At 71.5% G+C, this 15,668-nt stretch carries 13 protein-coding genes; 4 read left to right on the top strand and 9 right to left on the bottom strand.

The genetic code is table 11. The features are described from left to right. Window positions 1–11: 11 nt before the first annotated feature. From PYR72_RS34875 to PYR72_RS34885, 3 genes are all read right to left on the bottom strand, one after another. Window positions 12–1,766, bottom strand: a complete 1,755-nt coding sequence (locus PYR72_RS34875) for an NAD+ synthase (RefSeq protein WP_275458995.1) — start codon at window positions 1,764–1,766, stop codon at window positions 12–14. A 157-nt stretch (window positions 1,767–1,923) separates the two neighbouring features. After that, window positions 1,924–2,544: a DUF305 domain-containing protein gene (locus PYR72_RS34880; RefSeq protein WP_275458996.1), complete on the bottom strand. Its 621-nt coding sequence runs from the start codon at window positions 2,542–2,544 to the stop codon at window positions 1,924–1,926. A gap of 27 nt (window positions 2,545–2,571) precedes the next feature. Further along, a complete protein-coding gene (locus PYR72_RS34885) occupies window positions 2,572–3,231 on the bottom strand; it encodes a DUF3105 domain-containing protein (RefSeq protein ID WP_275458997.1) in 660 nt (219 codons plus the stop codon). Window positions 3,232–3,622: 391 nt separating this feature from the next. Between PYR72_RS34885 and PYR72_RS34890 the strand changes: the two genes are divergently transcribed. Further along, window positions 3,623–4,984 carry a glutamine synthetase family protein gene (locus PYR72_RS34890; RefSeq protein ID WP_005478482.1) on the top strand — a complete coding sequence of 454 codons (1,362 nt, stop codon included), beginning with the start codon at window positions 3,623–3,625 and terminating at the stop codon, window positions 4,982–4,984. Between the two features lie 112 nt (window positions 4,985–5,096). Here PYR72_RS34890 and PYR72_RS34895 read toward each other — a convergent pair whose 3' ends face one another. From PYR72_RS34895 to PYR72_RS34905, 3 genes are all read right to left on the bottom strand, one after another. Continuing rightward, window positions 5,097–5,540 (bottom strand): VOC family protein, encoded by a 444-nt coding sequence (locus PYR72_RS34895; RefSeq protein WP_275458998.1) that lies wholly within the window; start codon window positions 5,538–5,540, stop codon window positions 5,097–5,099. 68 nt (window positions 5,541–5,608) lie between these two features. Continuing rightward, window positions 5,609–6,124, bottom strand: coding sequence for a pyridoxamine 5'-phosphate oxidase family protein (locus PYR72_RS34900; protein ID WP_275458999.1), 516 nt, complete (start codon window positions 6,122–6,124; stop codon window positions 5,609–5,611). Window positions 6,125–6,246: 122 nt separating this feature from the next. After that, entirely contained in the window at window positions 6,247–6,693 is a 447-nt protein-coding gene (locus PYR72_RS34905) for a hypothetical protein (protein WP_275459000.1), read from the bottom strand. A 256-nt stretch (window positions 6,694–6,949) separates the two neighbouring features. On the opposite strand from PYR72_RS34905, the gene PYR72_RS34910 reads away from it, so the two are divergent. Further along, window positions 6,950–9,961: a bifunctional [glutamine synthetase] adenylyltransferase/[glutamine synthetase]-adenylyl-L-tyrosine phosphorylase gene (locus PYR72_RS34910; RefSeq protein ID WP_275459001.1), complete on the top strand. Its 3,012-nt coding sequence runs from the start codon at window positions 6,950–6,952 to the stop codon at window positions 9,959–9,961. Here the strand turns inward: PYR72_RS34910 and PYR72_RS34915 are convergent. Further along, window positions 9,912–10,856, bottom strand: a complete 945-nt coding sequence (locus tag PYR72_RS34915; RefSeq protein WP_275459002.1) for a DMT family transporter — start codon at window positions 10,854–10,856, stop codon at window positions 9,912–9,914. The two genes, PYR72_RS34910 and PYR72_RS34915, sit on opposite strands and share 50 nt — an antisense overlap. Window positions 10,857–10,927: 71 nt before the next feature. On the opposite strand from PYR72_RS34915, the gene PYR72_RS34920 reads away from it, so the two are divergent. Beyond that, window positions 10,928–11,863 carry a LysR family transcriptional regulator gene (locus PYR72_RS34920; RefSeq protein WP_275459003.1) on the top strand — a complete coding sequence of 312 codons (936 nt, stop codon included), beginning with the start codon at window positions 10,928–10,930 and terminating at the stop codon, window positions 11,861–11,863. Here PYR72_RS34920 and PYR72_RS34925 read toward each other — a convergent pair. Both PYR72_RS34925 and PYR72_RS34930 read right to left on the bottom strand, forming a co-directional pair. Further along, window positions 11,853–12,716 (bottom strand): phosphatase PAP2 family protein, encoded by an 864-nt coding sequence (locus PYR72_RS34925; protein ID WP_275459004.1) that lies wholly within the window; start codon window positions 12,714–12,716, stop codon window positions 11,853–11,855. The two genes, PYR72_RS34920 and PYR72_RS34925, sit on opposite strands and share 11 nt — an antisense overlap. A gap of 132 nt (window positions 12,717–12,848) precedes the next feature. Further along, the gene (locus tag PYR72_RS34930) at window positions 12,849–13,883 is read right to left on the bottom strand and encodes a LacI family DNA-binding transcriptional regulator (protein WP_275459005.1); all 1,035 of its coding nucleotides are present in this window, start codon (window positions 13,881–13,883) and stop codon (window positions 12,849–12,851) included. A gap of 489 nt (window positions 13,884–14,372) precedes the next feature. Here PYR72_RS34930 and PYR72_RS34935 point away from each other — a divergent pair, with 489 nt between their 5' ends. Next, window positions 14,373–15,644 carry an extracellular solute-binding protein gene (locus PYR72_RS34935; protein WP_275459006.1) on the top strand — a complete coding sequence of 424 codons (1,272 nt, stop codon included), beginning with the start codon at window positions 14,373–14,375 and terminating at the stop codon, window positions 15,642–15,644. Window positions 15,645–15,668: the final 24 nt, after the last annotated feature.

Genomic DNA, 15,668 nt, shown 5'->3' on the forward strand with positions numbered 1-15,668 from the left:
CCGAAGCCCGCCTACGCCTGCTCGCGCCACCGGTTGGTGATCGGCAGCCGGCGGTCCTTGCCGAACCCCTTCGGGGAGATCTTCGTGCCCGGCGGGTACTGGCGCCGCTTGTACTCGGCGGTGTCGACCATGCGGAGCGTCTTGACCACCAGCTCCCGGTCGAACCCGGCGGCCACGATCGCGTCGGCGCCCTGGTCGCGGTCGACGTAGAGCTCCAGGATCGCGTCCAGGACCGGGTAGTCCGGCAGGGAGTCCGTGTCGACCTGCCCGGGACGCAGTTCGGCGCTCGGCGGCTTGGAGATGGAGTTCTCCGGGATCGGCGGGGTCTGCCCCCGCTCCGCCGCCGCCCGGTTGCGCCACTCGGCGAGCCGGAAGACCGACGTCTTGTACACGTCCTTGATCGGGCCGTACGCCCCCACCGAGTCGCCGTACAGCGTCGAGTACCCCACCGCCAGCTCCGACTTGTTGCCGGGCGCCAGCACGATGTGGCCCTCCTGGTTGGAGATCGCCATCAACAGCGTTCCCCGGAGCCGCGACTGGAGGTTCTCCTCCGCCAGTCCCGTCAGCTCGGTCGACGCCATGTACGCGTCGAACATCGGAGCGATCGAGATCGTCCGGAAGTTGAGCCCGGTGCGGCGCGCCAGCTCCGCCGCGTCGCCCTTGGAGTGGTCCGACGAGTACTTCGACGGCATGGACACGCCGTACACGTTCTGCGCCCCCAGCGCGTCGCACGCGAGCGCCGCGACGAGCGCCGAGTCGATGCCGCCCGAGAGGCCGATCAGGACGGACCGGAAGCCGTTCTTCGCCGCGTACGCCCGCAGACCGACCACCAGCGCCGAGTACACCTCCTCGTCGTCGTCGAGGCGCTCCGCGTACCCGCCGGTCAGCTCCGGCTCGTACGCGGGCAGCGGCTCCTCGGAGATGACGAGCCGGTCCACGCGCAGCCCGTCGTCGACGATCCCGGCGACCGGCTCGGCGGCGCCCGCCGGCAGGTCCAGGTCGAGGACGACGCACCCCTCGGAGAACTGCGGCGCCCGCGCGACCACTTCGCCGTGCCGGTCCACCACGATGGAGTCGCCGTCGAACACCAGCTCGTCCTGGCCGCCGATCATCGCCAGGTAGGCGGTGGTGCAGCCGGCCTCCTGCGCGCGCTTGCGGACCAGTTCGAGGCGGGTGTCGTCCTTGTCGCGCTCGTACGGCGAGGCGTTGATGGAGAGCAGCAGCCCGGCCCCGGCGGACCGGGCGGCCGGCACGCGGCCGCCGTCCTGCCAGAGGTCCTCGCAGATGGCGAGGGCGATGTCGACGCCGTGCAGCCGGACGACGGGCATGGTGTCGCCGGGCACGAAGTAGCGGAACTCGTCGAACACGCCGTAGTTCGGGAGGTGGTGCTTGGCGTAGGTGAGCGCCACCTCGCCCCGGTACAGCACCGCCCCCGCGTTGCGCGGAGCCCCCGCGGGCTGGCCGTACTTCGGGGCGGCGGACTCGGAACGGTCGAGGTAGCCGAGGACCACCGGCAGCTCCCCGAAGCCCTCGTCGGCGAGCCGTGCGGCGAGCGCCCCCAGCGCGGAGCGGGACGCCTCCACGAAGGACTGGCGCAGCGCCAGGTCCTCGACGGGATACCCGGTCAGCACCATCTCGGGGAACGCGACCAGATGCGCTCCCTGCTCGGCGGAGTGCCGGGTCCAGCGGACCACCGCCTCGGCGTTCTGGGCGATGTCGCCGACCGTCGAGTCGATCTGATTCAAAGCGAGACGAAGTTGAGGCACGGGGCCAGTGTAATCGTCAGAGCGACATTATGGGGTGTGGGGCGCCCCACGTTCGGTGCGCCCCCGTGCCTCCGCGCTCCGGCGCCATCGCGCCCCTGTACGCCGGCGCTCCCACGCGCCCCGCACGCCGGGCGTGCGCTACCGCGGCCAACGGCCGCTACCGCGGCGCGGCCCCTCGCTCCTTCAGCATCCCCGTCATCAACGAGATCTCGGACTCCTGGGCGTTGACCATGCCCTGCGCGAGCTTCTTCTCCACGCCGACCGTGCACTTGGAGACGCAGCCCTGCGCCATGTGCACGCCACCCTTGTGGTGGTCGGTCATCAGCTGGAGGTAGAAGATCTCGGCCTGCTTGCCGTTCAGCTTGCCGAGCTTGTCCATCTCCGCGTTCGTGGCCATCCCCGGCATCAGCGCGCCGTCCTCGCCGGAGGCCATGTCGGCCATGCCCATCCAGGCCATCGGCTTGTCCGACGACACCTTCGGCAGGCCCCACAGATCGAGCCAGCCGATCATCATGCCGCGCTGGTTGGCCTGCGTCTGCGCGATGTCGTACGCGAGCCGCCTGACCTCCTCGTCGTCCGTCCGGTCGCGCACGATGTACGACATCTCGACGGCCTGCTGGTGATGGACGGCCATGTCCCGGGCGAACCCCGCGTCCGCGGAGTCCGCCGCGGGGGCCTTGAGCCCGGAATCGTCGCCGTCGGCGACCGCGTAGGTGATCGCTCCGGCCGCGACGAGCACCGCCGCGGCCCCGGAGGCGATCCAACCGATGTGCTTCATGCTTCCCACTGTCCCAGGCCGCTGCCGCTAGGAGATGCCGTTGGTGCAGGCGGCACCCGGCTCGGGCGTCTGCTTGCCCTGGACGTAGGACTCGAAGAACTTGGCGACGTCCGGGTCCTTCGCGCCGGTCACCGTGCGCTGGTGGCCCCACGCGCTGAGCATGATCGGGTCCTTCTGGTCCTCGACCGGGCTCATCAGCGTGTACGGCGTCTTCTTCACCTTCTCGGCGAGCGCCTTCACATCGGCCTCGGAAGCCTTGCTGTTGTACGTCACCCAGACCGCGCCGTGCTCCAGCGAGTGCACGGCGTTCTCGTTCTTGATCGCCTTGTCGTAGACGTCGCCGTTGCAGTTCTGCCAGACCGGGTTGTGGTCGCCGCCCACCGGGGGCTCCATCGGGTACGTCACGCTCTTGGTGACGTGGTTCTGGGTGAGCTTGGTGCTCCAGGTCTTGACGCCGTCGGACCCGGTCTTCCACTTGCCCGTCGACTTGGAGTCGCTCGCCACGCTGTCGCCGTCGTCGGACTGCGAGCGGATCAGGACGGTCCCGCCCACCACGAGGCCGGCGACTATCAGCACGCTGGCGCCGATCGTGAGGATCCGGTTCCGGCGCTCACGGGAGCGCTCGGCACGGCGCATCGCCTCGATGCGTGCCTTGCGGTCCCCGCTGCTGTTGGTCTTGGCGGCCATGGGGTGTGTCCTTAGTGGGGGATGGGTCGGATGGGACGGTCGGATCAGCTGATCGTAATTTGATCGGCTCCCTCTCGTAAACGAGGGATCCCGCCTCCCATGCTGCCCCGTCGGCCCCGCGGCCCGCCCACGGAACGACACGGGCGTTACGGATGTCGGCCCGAGCAGGCAAGATGGTCGGCAGAGCGGTTGAACCGCACCGAGAGCGGTACACCCGCACAGCGGGAGGTACACCTGCCGTATGCCGGGCGTTCGGCCGGAGGTCGGTCAGTCGATCAAGGTGCGCAACGCGTACGAAATGGTGTTGTGGTGGGATGCTCAGGTGCCCGACCGCCTCCCGTCGCTCGGGAGCAAGGCGGCCTGACCAGCAAGGAATGGGTGGAAGCGGAAGATGGACAAGCAGCAGGAGTTCGTGCTCCGTACGTTGGAGGAGCGCGACATCCGTTTCGTACGCCTGTGGTTCACGGACGTGCTGGGCTTCCTGAAGTCCGTCGCCGTGGCCCCCGCCGAGCTGGAACAGGCGTTTGACGAGGGCATCGGCTTCGACGGCTCGGCCATCGAGGGCTTCGCCCGTGTGTACGAGTCCGACATGATCGCCAAGCCGGACCCGTCGACCTTCCAGGTCCTGCCGTGGCGCGCGGAGGCCCCCGGCACCGCCCGGATGTTCTGCGACATCCTCATGCCCGACGGCTCCCCGTCCTTCGCCGACCCGCGCTACGTCCTCAAGCGCGCCCTGGCGAAGACCTCCGACCTGGGCTTCACCTTCTACACCCACCCCGAGATCGAGTTCTTCCTGCTGAAGGACAAGCCGACGGACGGCTCCCGCCCGACCCCGGCCGACAACTCGGGCTACTTCGACCACACCCCGCAGAACGTCGGCATGGACTTCCGCCGCCAGGCGATCACCATGCTGGAGTCCATGGGCATCTCGGTCGAGTTCTCCCACCACGAGGGCGCCCCCGGCCAGCAGGAGATCGACCTCCGCTACGCCGACGCGCTCTCCACCGCCGACAACATCATGACGTTCCGCCTGGTCATGAAGCAGGTGGCGCTGGAGCAGGGCGTCCAGGCGACGTTCATGCCGAAGCCGTTCTCCGAGCACCCCGGCTCCGGCATGCACACCCACCTCTCCCTCTTCGAGGGCGACCGCAATGCGTTCTACGAGTCCGGCGCGGAGTACCAGCTCTCCAAGGTCGGCCGTTCCTTCATCGCGGGCCTGCTCAAGCACGCGGCCGAGATCGCCGCCGTGACCAACCAGTGGGTCAACTCCTACAAGCGCATCTGGGGCGGCTCCGAGCGCACCGCGGGCGCCGGCGGCGAGGCCCCCTCGTACATCTGCTGGGGTCACAACAACCGCTCCGCCCTGGTCCGCGTCCCCATGTACAAGCCCGGCAAGACCGGCTCGGCCCGGGTCGAGGTCCGCTCCCTGGACTCCGGCGCGAACCCCTACCTGGCGTACGCGATGCTCCTGGCCGCCGGCCTCAAGGGCATCGAGGAGGGCTACGAGCTGCCGCCGGGCGCCGAGGACGACGTCTGGGCCCTCTCGGACGCGGAACGCCGCGCGATGGGCATCGAGCCGCTCCCCCAGAACCTGGGCGAGGCCCTGTCCCTCATGGAGCGCAGCGACCTGGTCGCCGAGACCCTGGGCGAACACGTCTTCGACTTCTTCTTGCGCAACAAGCGCCAGGAGTGGGAGGAGTACCGCAGCGAGGTGACCGCCTTCGAGCTGCGGAAGAACCTGCCGGTGCTGTAGGCGCAGGGCAGAGCGGGTTTCCCGCTGTGACGGCACGTGGGGCCGACGGTCGTGGACCGTCGGCCCCTCGGCATGTCGCCCGCCGGAGCGCGGGCGTACGGGCGTGCTGTCGCTAGCGCTGCTCCGCCAGGTCCGTCAGTACCCGGTGCAGGGGTTCCGTGGCCCGGCGGCGGTACTCCTGGATCGCCCACCCGTTGCCGTCCGGGTCCGTGAAGTACATGAAGGTGGCGCCGTCGTCCGGGGCGTACTGGACGGGGTCCGAGACGTCCGGGCCGCGTTCGCGGAGTTCGGCGTGGGCCGCCTTGATGTCGGCGACGCACAGCTGGAGACCCTGGTACGCGCCGGGAGCCGGCTTCGTCCCCTGGGCCATGTCCCAGATGGCGTCGCCGAGGGCGATGGAACAGCCGGAGCCCGGGGGAGTCAGCTGCACGATCCGCATGCCCGGCATGACCTCCTGGTCGATGTCGACGTGGAAGCCGACCTTGTCCCGGTAGAAGTCCCGGGCCCGGTCGATGTCGCTGACGGGCAGCGGAATCACTTCGAGCGTGTACTGCATCCCTGGTCCTCCAAGTCGCCGTTGACGAGAGTGCCTGTGCGAGGGCGTGCAACGGCTCTCACGGTTCCTCAGCCGAACCGCCAGCGCGTCTGGCTGAACGGCTCCCCCTTACCGAAGCCGAAAACCGTGCCGGGCGCCACCGAGAAGACGTAGGCGTGTCCCGCGCCGTGGTGAAAACAGCCGTCCCGTACGTCGAAGTGCCAGAAACCGCCGTACTTGGCCTCCCACCCGGCCGCCAGCTCCCGCAGCCGGGAGTCGTCGCTCACGCGTACGGCCTCGCCCTCCACGACCAGGTCGTATCCCTCGTCCCAGGTGTTCGTGCCGGTCGTCAGCACGACGTGCGGGTTCCGCGCGAGGTTCCTCGCCTTCCGCTCCTCCGGGCCGGTGCAGAAATGCAGCGCCCCCTGTGACCACACGGTCGGCAACGGCGTCACGTGCGGCCGCCCGTCCGGCCGTACCGTCGAGATCCAGAACATCGCGGAGGCGGACAGCAGCGCCTCGGCCTCCGGCCAGGGGAGCGCGGTGGCGGCGGGATCGCTGTAGCGGGGGTCGAGCCGGGTCTGCGGGGTGCCGATGTCGGACATGGGATCGCTTCCTGTCTTCTGCCGCCGGTCACCTGATCCCTGTCAGGTGCTGTCACAGGGGCAGACCCCGCGGGGCCCGGAAACTCATCCCCGCCCCGTCGGCGCGGAGCGCGGACCGGCGGTCAGCCCGCCTCCGGGGTGCCGAGGAACCGGACCAGCACGGTCGCGGCGACCGGGATCGCGAGGGCGTAGCCGACGAGGAGGCCGATGCCCGGGTCGGCCGTGGCGGGCAGGGCCCCGTTCACGGCCGCGGCCAGGAGCAGCGACACCGTCGCCAGCGTCAGGAAGGCGGCCGTCAGGGCGCGACCGCGCGGCGGTCGCGCGTCCCGGTACAGCTCCGCCGAGGGCTGCCACGCGGGAATGCTCAGCGTGAGCGCGAGCAGACCGGGGTCGGGCAGCCATCCGAACGGCCACCCCGCCAGGGCGATGAGGCCGGCCACGACGCCGCCGACCAGCTCCAGCAGCACGGTGGACGCCACCGTCGGTGACGACACCGCCGCCCGCCACGACCGGGTCCGTGCCGCACCCTCGCCGCCCCCGTCGCCCGTCGCGTCTTCTTCGTCCCCCACGACGGCAGGTTAGCCCCGGAGCGGGAGAATGCGGCCCCCCGGGACGCCGGTACCGGGACGTCGGTACCGGAATGCCCGCCGGGCCGCGGTCCGTGAGCCGCGGTCGTCGCCGGGGGACGGGCGGCCCGGCCCGCCGACGGCCGACCGGCGCTTCCGTGCGCCACTCCGGTTAGGCTCGTGCCCGTACGACCTTGATCGATGAAGTCGGGTGATCGGGTGAACGGATGAGCGGGCTTGATCCGACGGGAGGCCGGGGATGACGGCGCCGGGGCGCAGGAGCAGCACGTTCACGCGACTGCTGCGGCACGGGTTCACCGATCCGAGCGCCGCCGAGCGGCTGCTGGAGAGCGAGGAACTGTCCGCCGTACGCAACGACCCGGTGCTGCTGGACGCGCTGGGGGCGACCGCCGACCCGAACCTCGCGCTGCTGGGCCTCGTCCGGCTGCTGGAGGCCCAGCCGGACCGTACGGCGCGGCAGGCGGTGCTGGACACCCTGATAGCGGCCAAGCCGCTGCGGGACCGGCTGCTGGGGGTGCTCGGCGCGTCCGCCGCGCTCGGCGACCATCTGGCCCGGCACGCGCAGGACTGGCAGGCGCTCGTGACGTACGAGCCGCAGGATCTGCATCCGGGCGTCGCGGAGTTCGAACAGGGGCTCGCCGAGGCCACCGACCCGGTCTCGCTGCGCATCGCCTACCGCCGCTGTCTGCTCTCCATCGCCGCCCGTGACGTCTGCGGGACGACGGACCTCGCCCAGACCGCCGCCGAACTCGCCGACCTCGCCACCGCCACCCTGCGCGCCGCCCTCGGGATCGCCCGCGCCGCCGCGCCGGACGACGCGGCGCTGTGCCGGCTCGCGGTGATCGCGATGGGCAAGTGCGGCGGCCACGAGCTGAACTACGTCTCCGACGTCGACGTCATCTTCGTGGGCGAGACCGCGGACGGCGCCGACGAGCAGAAGGCGATCCGTGCCGCCACCCGCCTCGCCTCGCACATGATGCGGATCTGCTCGGAGACGACCGTCGAGGGCAGCATCTGGCCCGTCGACGCCAATCTCCGGCCCGAGGGCCGCAACGGGCCGCTCGTCCGCACGCTGAGCAGCCATCTCGCGTACTACCAACGCTGGGCGAAGACCTGGGAGTTCCAGGCGCTGCTCAAGGCCCGGCCGGTCGCGGGGGACCTGGAGCTGGGCGAGGCGTACGTCAGCGCGCTCCAGCCGCTGGTCTGGCAGGCCGCCGAGCGGGACAACTTCGTCGCCGACGTGCAGCGCATGCGCCGCCGGGTCGTCGAGAACATCCCGGCCGCCGAGGTCGACCGGCAGCTCAAACTCGGGCCGGGGGGCCTGCGGGACGTCGAGTTCGCCGTCCAGCTGCTCCAGCTCGTGCACGGGCGGGGCGACACCTCGCTGCGCAGCGGGACCACGCTCGACGCGCTGGGGGCGCTGGCGGCCGGCGGTTACGTGGGACGGGCCGACGCGGCCCAGCTCGACGACGCCTACCGCTTCCTGCGGTCCATGGAACACCGCATCCAGCTCTACCGGCTGCGCCGCACCCATCTCGTCCCCGAGGACGAGGAGGACCTGCGGCGCATCGGCCGCTCCCTGGGCCTGCGCACCGATCCGGTCGTGGAACTGAACCGGGAATGGCGGCGCCACGCTGCCGTCGTCCGCCGCCTGCACGAGAAGCTCTTCTACCGTCCGCTCCTCGACGCCGTCGCCCAACTCGCCCCCGGCGAGACCCGGTTGAGCGCCGACGCGGCCCGCGAGCGGCTCGTCGCCCTCGGGTACGCGGACCCGGCGGCCGCCCTGCGCCATCTGGAGGCCCTGGCCTCCGGCGTCTCCCGCAAGGCGGCTATCCAGCGCACACTGCTGCCGGTCCTGCTGGGCTGGTTCGCCGACTCCGCCGACCCGGACGCCGGGCTCCTCAACTTCCGCAAGGTCTCGGACGCGCTCGGCAAGACGCCCTGGTACCTGCGGCTGCTGCGCGACGAGGGGGCGGCCGCCGAGAACCTGGCCCGGGTGCTCTCCGCCGGCCGCCTCGCCCCCGACCTGCTGATGCGCGCCCCCGAGGCCGTCTCGCTGCTCGGCGACGGGGACGGGGCCGCCGGTGGCGCCGGCGGGCTCGAACCCCGTACGCGCGCCCACCTGGAGCAGGAGATCCTCGCCGCCGTGAACCGCGCCGACGGCGCCCAGCAGGCGGTCACGGCCGCGCGCGGGGTCCGCCGCCGCGAACTGTTCCGTACGGCGGCCAGGGACATCGTCGGCTCCTACGGCACCGAGGAGACCCCGGCCACCGCCGACCAGGGCGCCCTCGTGGACCTCGTCGGGGGCGCGGTCTCCGACCTCAACGCCGCCACCCTGGCCGGCACGCTGCGGGCCGTGGTCCGCGACCGCTGGGGCGACACCCTCCCCACCCGCTTCGCCGTCATCGGCATGGGCCGCTTCGGCGGTCACGAACTGGGCTACGGCTCCGACGCCGACGTCCTGTTCGTCCACGAGCCGCGCGAGGGCGTCGACGAGCAGGAGGCGGCCCGCGCCGCGAACGCGGTCGTCGCCGAGATGCGGCGCCTGCTCCAGATCCCCAGCGCCGACCCGCCCCTCCTCATCGACGCGGACCTCCGCCCCGAGGGCAAGTCCGGCCCCGTCGTACGGACGTTGAAGTCGTACGAGGCGTACTACCGCCGCTGGTCGCTGGTCTGGGAGTCGCAGGCCCTGCTGCGAGCCGAACCCGTGGCCGGTGACGAGGAGTTGGGCCGCCGTTTCGTCGAACTCGTCGATCCGCTGCGCTATCCGGCGGCCGGACTCGGCGACGACGCGGTCCGTGAGATCCGGCGTCTGAAGGCCCGGATGGAGTCGGAGCGGCTGCCGCGCGGCGCCGACCCGACCCTGCACACCAAGCTCGGCCGCGGCGGTCTGTCCGACGTGGAGTGGACCGTCCAGCTCCTCCAGCTCCGGCACGCCCGCGGCGAGCCGGGCCTGCGCACGACCCGCACCCGCGAGGCCCTGGCCGCCGCGCTCGCGGCCGGCCTGGTGAGCGCCGAGGACGCGGCGACCCTGGACGAGGCATGGGTGCTGGCCACCCGCGTCCGCAACGCCGTCATGCTCGTCCGGGGCCGGGCGGGCGACACCTTCCCCTCCGACGGCCGCGAACTCGGCGCCGTGGGCCGCTACCTGGGCTACGGCCCCGGCCATGTGGGCGACATGCTCGACGACTACCGCCGGATCACCCGACGCGCTCGGGGCGTGGTGGAGGAGCTGTTCTACGGGGGGTGAGCCGCACGGTCGCGGCCGCCCTCGTCGCCCCCGTGCCCCGCCGTGTCAGTGCCACTCCCGTCAGCACCACGGCCATCCCCGCGATCACCCGCGCCCCCACCCGCTCGTCCAGGAACAGCGCGCCCAGCGTGACCGACACCACCGGCAGCAGATAGCCGACCGTCGCCGCGCTCGTGGCGCCCTCGTCCTCGATCAGGCGGTAGTTGAGGTAGAAGGTCACGCCCGTGCCGAAGACGCCCAGGACGACGACCGCGACCACGGCGGTCGCGTCCGCCCCCGCCGTACCCGGACCGCCGGCGGGCAGGGCCAGGGCGGCCCACCCCGTCGCGGCGAGGAGCTGCGCGGCGGACACCGCCAGCGGGGCGTCGCGGCCCGTCAGACGGCGGCCCATGTACGCGAAGGCCACCGCGTAGCTGAGGGCCGCCCCGAGCAGGGCGAGCGCGCCCTGGGTCATCAGCCCCGAACGCTGCCAGGGCGCGAAGATCAGCAGGACTCCCGTGAAGCCGAGCAGCAGTCCGGTGAGGCGGGCGGGGGACAGGGGGCGGTCGGTGCCGAGGAGAAGGCCGAGCAGCAGGGCCCACAGCGGGGTCGTCGCGTTCAGGACACCCGCCGTGCCCGAGTCGACCGTCTGCTCGCCGATGCCGAACAAGGCGAACGGCAGGGCGTTGCAGAAGAAGGCCGCCACCGCCAGGTGCCCCCAGGTCCGCCGGTCGCGGGGGAGGCGCTGACGCATGACGAGGGCGAGGACGAGCAGGACCCCGGCGCCCAGCGCGCAGCGCGTGACGGTGATCGCCAGCGGGGACAGCCCGTGGTCGAGGGCGAGTTTGATCCAGAGGAAGCCGGAGCCCCAGAGCAGGGCGAGCACGGCCATGCGGAGTGTGGACGCGAGAGGCATGCACCCACGATCGGACGGCGGACAGATAAGGACAAGCGAAGAATGGTGCACATACCTTTAAGCTGGTCTACATGCTCGATGTGCGTCGGATGCAGGTGCTCAGGACCGTGGTGACCAGCGGCTCGGTGACGGCCGCCGCGACCGCCCTCGGCTACACCCCCTCCGCGATCAGCCAGCAGGTCGCGGCCCTGGAGAAGGAGGCCGGGACCGCGCTGCTGGAGCGGGTCGGACGCGGCGTGCGGCCCACGGCGGCCGGGCTGCTGCTCACCGAGTACGCCGACACGATCGGCCGGCAGGTCGCGGAGGCGGAGACCGCGCTGGCCGACCTGCGGGCGGGGCGCACGGGACGGCTGGCCGTGCGGTACTTCGCCACCGCCGGCGCCGCCCTGGTCGCCCCCGCCGTCGCCCGGCTGCGCGCCGAGCACCCCGGCGTCCGGATCGAGCTGGGGCTCATCGACCCCGACGACCCGCTCCCGGCCGTCAAGGAGGGCGCGGCCGACCTCGCCCTCGTCGTACGGCCGCGCGGTGACACCCCCGACGGCGTACGGCTGCTGCACCTGCTCGACGACACCTACTTCGCCGTCCTGCCCGCCGCGCACCCCCTCGCCGGCCGGACCGGCCTGGCGCTGTCCGACCTCGCCGCCGAACCGTGGGTCGGCAGCGAGCGGCCGGGGCCGTGCCTGGACGCGCAGCTGGAGGCGTGCGCCGAGGCCGGTTTCCGGCCCCGGTTCGTGGTCGAGAGCGAGGACTACACGACCGCGCAGGGCTTCGTCGCCGCCGGACTGGGCGTCGGCCTGGTCCCCGGCCTCGGTCTCGGCACCCCCCACCCGGACGTCGTCGTCCGCCGCCTCACCGGCCCGGAACCCCGGCGCTCCCTCCACGTCGCCGTACGCGCGACGGCTCCACCGCAGCCGGCCCTGACCACGTTCGTGCGGGCGCTGCGGGAGGCCGCCGACGCCGCCGACGCCTCGGGCCCGCGCGGCACGGCAGCCGGCGCTACGCCTTGAGCGGGGCGGGGTCCCTCTCCCCGGCCCCCGCCGCGACCCGGCGCGGCAGCGCGTACGGCAGCGACCCGTACCAGACGCGGGCCACCGCGTAGCCGAAGGCGAGGCAGAGCATGCCGCCGACCGCGTCCAGCCAGAAGTGGTTGGCGGTGGCGACGATCACGACGAGCGTCAGCGTGGGGTACAGCAGGCCCAGCACCCGCACCCACGGCACCGACGCCAGCGCGAAGATCGTCAGCCCGCACCACAGCGACCAGCCGATGTGCATCGACGGCATCGCGGCGTACTGGTTCGACATGTTCTTCAGGTCGCCCGAGGCCATCGAACCCCAGGTCTGGTGGACGACGACCGTGTCGATGAAGTGCTCGCCGTTCATCAGCCGCGGCGGGGCCAGCGGGTAGAAGTAGTAGCCGACCAGGGCCACGGCGGTGGTGGCGAAGAGGACCAGACGGGTCGCCGCGTAGCGGCCCGGATGACTACGGTAGATCCACGTGAGGACACCGAGCGTGACGACGAAGTGCAGGGTCGCGTAGTAGTAGTTCATGCCGACGATCAGCCATGTCACCGAGTTCACGGAGTGGTTGATCGTCTCCTCGACCGCGATCCCGAGGTGGTGCTCCACCTTCCAGATCCAGTCGGCGTTCGCGAGGGCCTGCGCCTTCTGCTCGGGGACCGCGTTGCGGATCAGCGAGTACGTCCAGTAACTCACGGCGATCAGCAGGATCTCGAACCACAGACGCGGGCGGCGCGGAGCCCTCAGCCGGTGCAGGAACCCCCGCTCCGGCGCGTCCGTGACGGACCGCGGAGCGGCCTGCTCCCGGCCTTCCTCCAGTGTCGTCACGGTCGCCTCACCCATGGGCACAGAGTCTGCCAGATAAGCGGTACCCCACCGATCATCCTCTGGTCGGGTTCATCACGCACGTTCGTCGGGGTACTGCGGAGATACCTGTCCTCCGTACGTATGGCGCCCACCCCCGTCTTCTCCGTCCTAGGGACGACTCCGGTCCCCAGGGGCCGAAGCGGTCGATCCCCGCACCACCAGTTCCGGCATGAACACGAACTCGCTGTGCGGTGCGGGGGTCCCGCCGATCTCCTCCAGCAACGTGCGCACCGCCGCCTGCCCCATCGCCGGGACCGGCTTGCGGACGGTCGTCAGCGGGGGATCGGTGAAGGCGATCAGCGGGGAGTCGTCGAAGCCGACGACCGAGACGTCCTGCGGCACCTGCAGACCGCGCTGCCGGGCCGCCCGGATCGCGCCGAGCGCCATCATGTCGCTCGCGCACACCACCGCCGTGCAGTCCCGGTCGATGAGCGCGAGGGCCGCGGCCTGGCCGCCCTCCAGGGTGTACAGGGAGTGCTGGACCAGCTCCGTCTCGACCGCCGCGGCCGCCAGCCCCAGCTGGTCCTGCATCGTGCGGACGAACCCCTCGATCTTGCGCTGCACCGGCACGAAACGCTTCGGCCCGAGGGCCAGCCCTATCCGGGTGTGTCCCAGCGACACCAGATGCGTCACCGCGAGGGACATCGCCGCCCGGTCGTCCGGCGAGATGAAGGGGGCCTGCACCTTCGGCGAGAAACCGTCCACGAGGACGAACGGCACGCCCTGGGCCCGCAGTTGCTCGTAGCGCTGCATGTCGGCCGAGGTGTCCGCGTGCAGTCCGGAGACGAAGATGATGCCGGCGACCCCGCGGTCGACGAGCATCTCCGTCAGCTCGTCCTCGGTCGAGCCGCCGGGGGTCTGGGTGGCGAGGACCGGGGTGTAGCCCTGCCGGGTCAGCGCCTGGCCGATGACCTGGGCCAGGGCCGGGAATATGGGATTCTCCAGCTCCGGGGTGATGAGGCCCACCAGCCCCGCGCTGCGCTGCCGCAGCCGGACCGGCCGCTCGTAGCCCAGCACGTCGAGGGCGGCCAGAACGGACTGGCGAGTGGTCGCGGCGACGCCCGGCTTCCCGTTCAGGACGCGGCTGACAGTCGCCTCACTGACCCCCGCCTGGGCTGCGATGTCGGCAAGCCGTGTGGTCACAGCAGGGGACTGTACCGGCCGGGCCTGCGCTTGCCCACCGGCCCTGCGTCGGGTGCGGGCGGGGGTGCGGCCCGCTGCGGGCTGCTGCGTCATCGCGGTCCCTCGTGATTCTGGTCGGTGTCCGTGGGGGCGCCCTCGCACGGGAGCGGGGTGGCTGCCGCAGCCCACGACCCGCGCCCGCAAGGCGCTGACGAAAGTGATGATTGCCCCTGCGCGCGTGTCGTGGCAAGAGCTTGCAGAGTCTTTCATGGTCGTCCGGAACTCCGCTGATCGGCCCGGATGCAGGGTTTCGTGGGGATCATCGGCAGGTCACGGAGGGGTAACCGTCATCGGTTCTTGCATTTTTTTGCAGCAAGGTCTTTCGTCCGGCTTACATCGCTGTTACGTTCGGCCACGCCCGGCGGCGGCAACGGCGCGCCGGCACTCGGCGGGGACGGCAGACGGGGCCCTCCCTCCCGGCACACGGGCTTTCACCCTCAAGGAGATCTCATGCGGCGTGGCATAGCGGCCACCGCGCTGGCGGCGTCGATCGCCCTCACGGCGACGGCCTGCGGCGGAAGCGACAGCGGCGACTCGGCCGGCGGTCCGGTCACCCTCACCTGGTGGGACACGTCCAACGCCACCAACGAGGCGCCGACGTACAAGGCCCTGGTCAAGGAGTTCGAGGCCGCCCACAAGGACATCAAGGTCAAGTACGTCAACGTGCCCTTCGACCAGGCGCAGAACAAGTTCGACACCGCCGCCGGCGCCACCGGCGCCCCGGACATCCTGCGCTCCGAGGTCGGCTGGACCCCCGCCTTCGCCAAGAAGGGCTTCTTCCTGCCGCTGGACGGCACCGAGGCCCTCAAGGACCAGGACAAGTTCCAGCCCAGCCTGATCAAGCAGGCCCAGTACGACGGCAAGACCTACGGCGTCCCGTTCGTCACCGACACGCTCGCGCTGGTCTACAACAAGCAGCTCTTCGGAAAGGCCGGCCTCACCGAGGCCCCCAGGACCTGGGACGACCTGAAGAAGGCCGCCGCCACGATCAAGGGCAAGACCGGCGTCGACGGCTACTGGGGCTCCACCCAGGCGTACTACGCCCAGTCCTTCCTCTACGGCGACGGCACCGACACCGTCGACGTCCCCGCCAAGAAGATCACCGTCAACTCCCCCGAGGCCAAGAAGGCGTACGGCACCTGGCTCGGCCTCTTCGACGGCAAGGGCCTGCACAAGGCGGACACCACCGCCGACGCCTACGCCCACATCCAGGACGCCTTCGTCAACGGCAAGGTCGCCTCGATCATCCAGGGCCCGTGGGAGATCACCAACTTCTACAAGGGCTCGGCGTTCAAGGACAAGGCCAACCTCGGCATCGCCACCGTCCCGGCCGGCACCAGCGGCAAGGCGGGCGCCCCCACCGGCGGCCACAACCTCTCCGTGTACGCCGGCTCCGACAAGGCGCACCAGGAGGCGTCGCTGAAGTTCATCGAGTTCATGACCTCGGCGAAGTCCCAGGAGACCATCGCCCTGAAGAACTCCACGCTGCCCACGCGCGACGACGCCTACACCGCCGAGGTGAAGGCCGACCCGGGCATCGCCGGCTACCAGACCGTGCTCGCCGCCGCCCGGCCGCGCCCCGAGCTGCCCGAGTACAGCTCCCTGTGGGGCCCGCTCGACACCGAGCTGCTCGCGATCGCCGGCGGCAAGGAGTCCCTCGACAAGGGCCTCGGCAACGCCGAGACCGCGATCGCCAAGCTGGTCCCGGACTACAGCAAGTGACCCCGTGTGACCGCCGCGTCCGGC

The sequence above is a fragment of the Streptomyces sp. VNUA24 genome (assembly GCF_029167005.1).
Taxonomy (GTDB): domain Bacteria; phylum Actinomycetota; class Actinomycetes; order Streptomycetales; family Streptomycetaceae; genus Streptomyces; species Streptomyces scabiei.

Excerpts from the sequence above, each read along its gene's own strand:
- PYR72_RS34935 (WP_275459006.1), top strand. The coding sequence starts at position 14,373 with ATGCGGCGTGGCATAGCGGCCACCGCGCTGGCGGCGTCGATCGCCCTC.
- PYR72_RS34925 (WP_275459004.1), bottom strand. The coding sequence starts at position 12,716 with ATGGGTGAGGCGACCGTGACGACACTGGAGGAAGGCCGGGAGCAGGCC.
- PYR72_RS34880 (WP_275458996.1), bottom strand. The coding sequence starts at position 2,544 with ATGAAGCACATCGGTTGGATCGCCTCCGGGGCCGCGGCGGTGCTCGTC.
- PYR72_RS34910 (WP_275459001.1), top strand. The coding sequence starts at position 6,950 with ATGACGGCGCCGGGGCGCAGGAGCAGCACGTTCACGCGACTGCTGCGG.
- PYR72_RS34885 (WP_275458997.1), bottom strand. The coding sequence starts at position 3,231 with ATGGCCGCCAAGACCAACAGCAGCGGGGACCGCAAGGCACGCATCGAG.
- PYR72_RS34890 (WP_005478482.1), top strand. The coding sequence starts at position 3,623 with ATGGACAAGCAGCAGGAGTTCGTGCTCCGTACGTTGGAGGAGCGCGAC.
- PYR72_RS34895 (WP_275458998.1), bottom strand. The coding sequence starts at position 5,540 with ATGCAGTACACGCTCGAAGTGATTCCGCTGCCCGTCAGCGACATCGAC.
- PYR72_RS34900 (WP_275458999.1), bottom strand. The coding sequence starts at position 6,124 with ATGTCCGACATCGGCACCCCGCAGACCCGGCTCGACCCCCGCTACAGC.
- PYR72_RS34915 (WP_275459002.1), bottom strand. The coding sequence starts at position 10,856 with ATGCCTCTCGCGTCCACACTCCGCATGGCCGTGCTCGCCCTGCTCTGG.
- PYR72_RS34920 (WP_275459003.1), top strand. The coding sequence starts at position 10,928 with ATGCTCGATGTGCGTCGGATGCAGGTGCTCAGGACCGTGGTGACCAGC.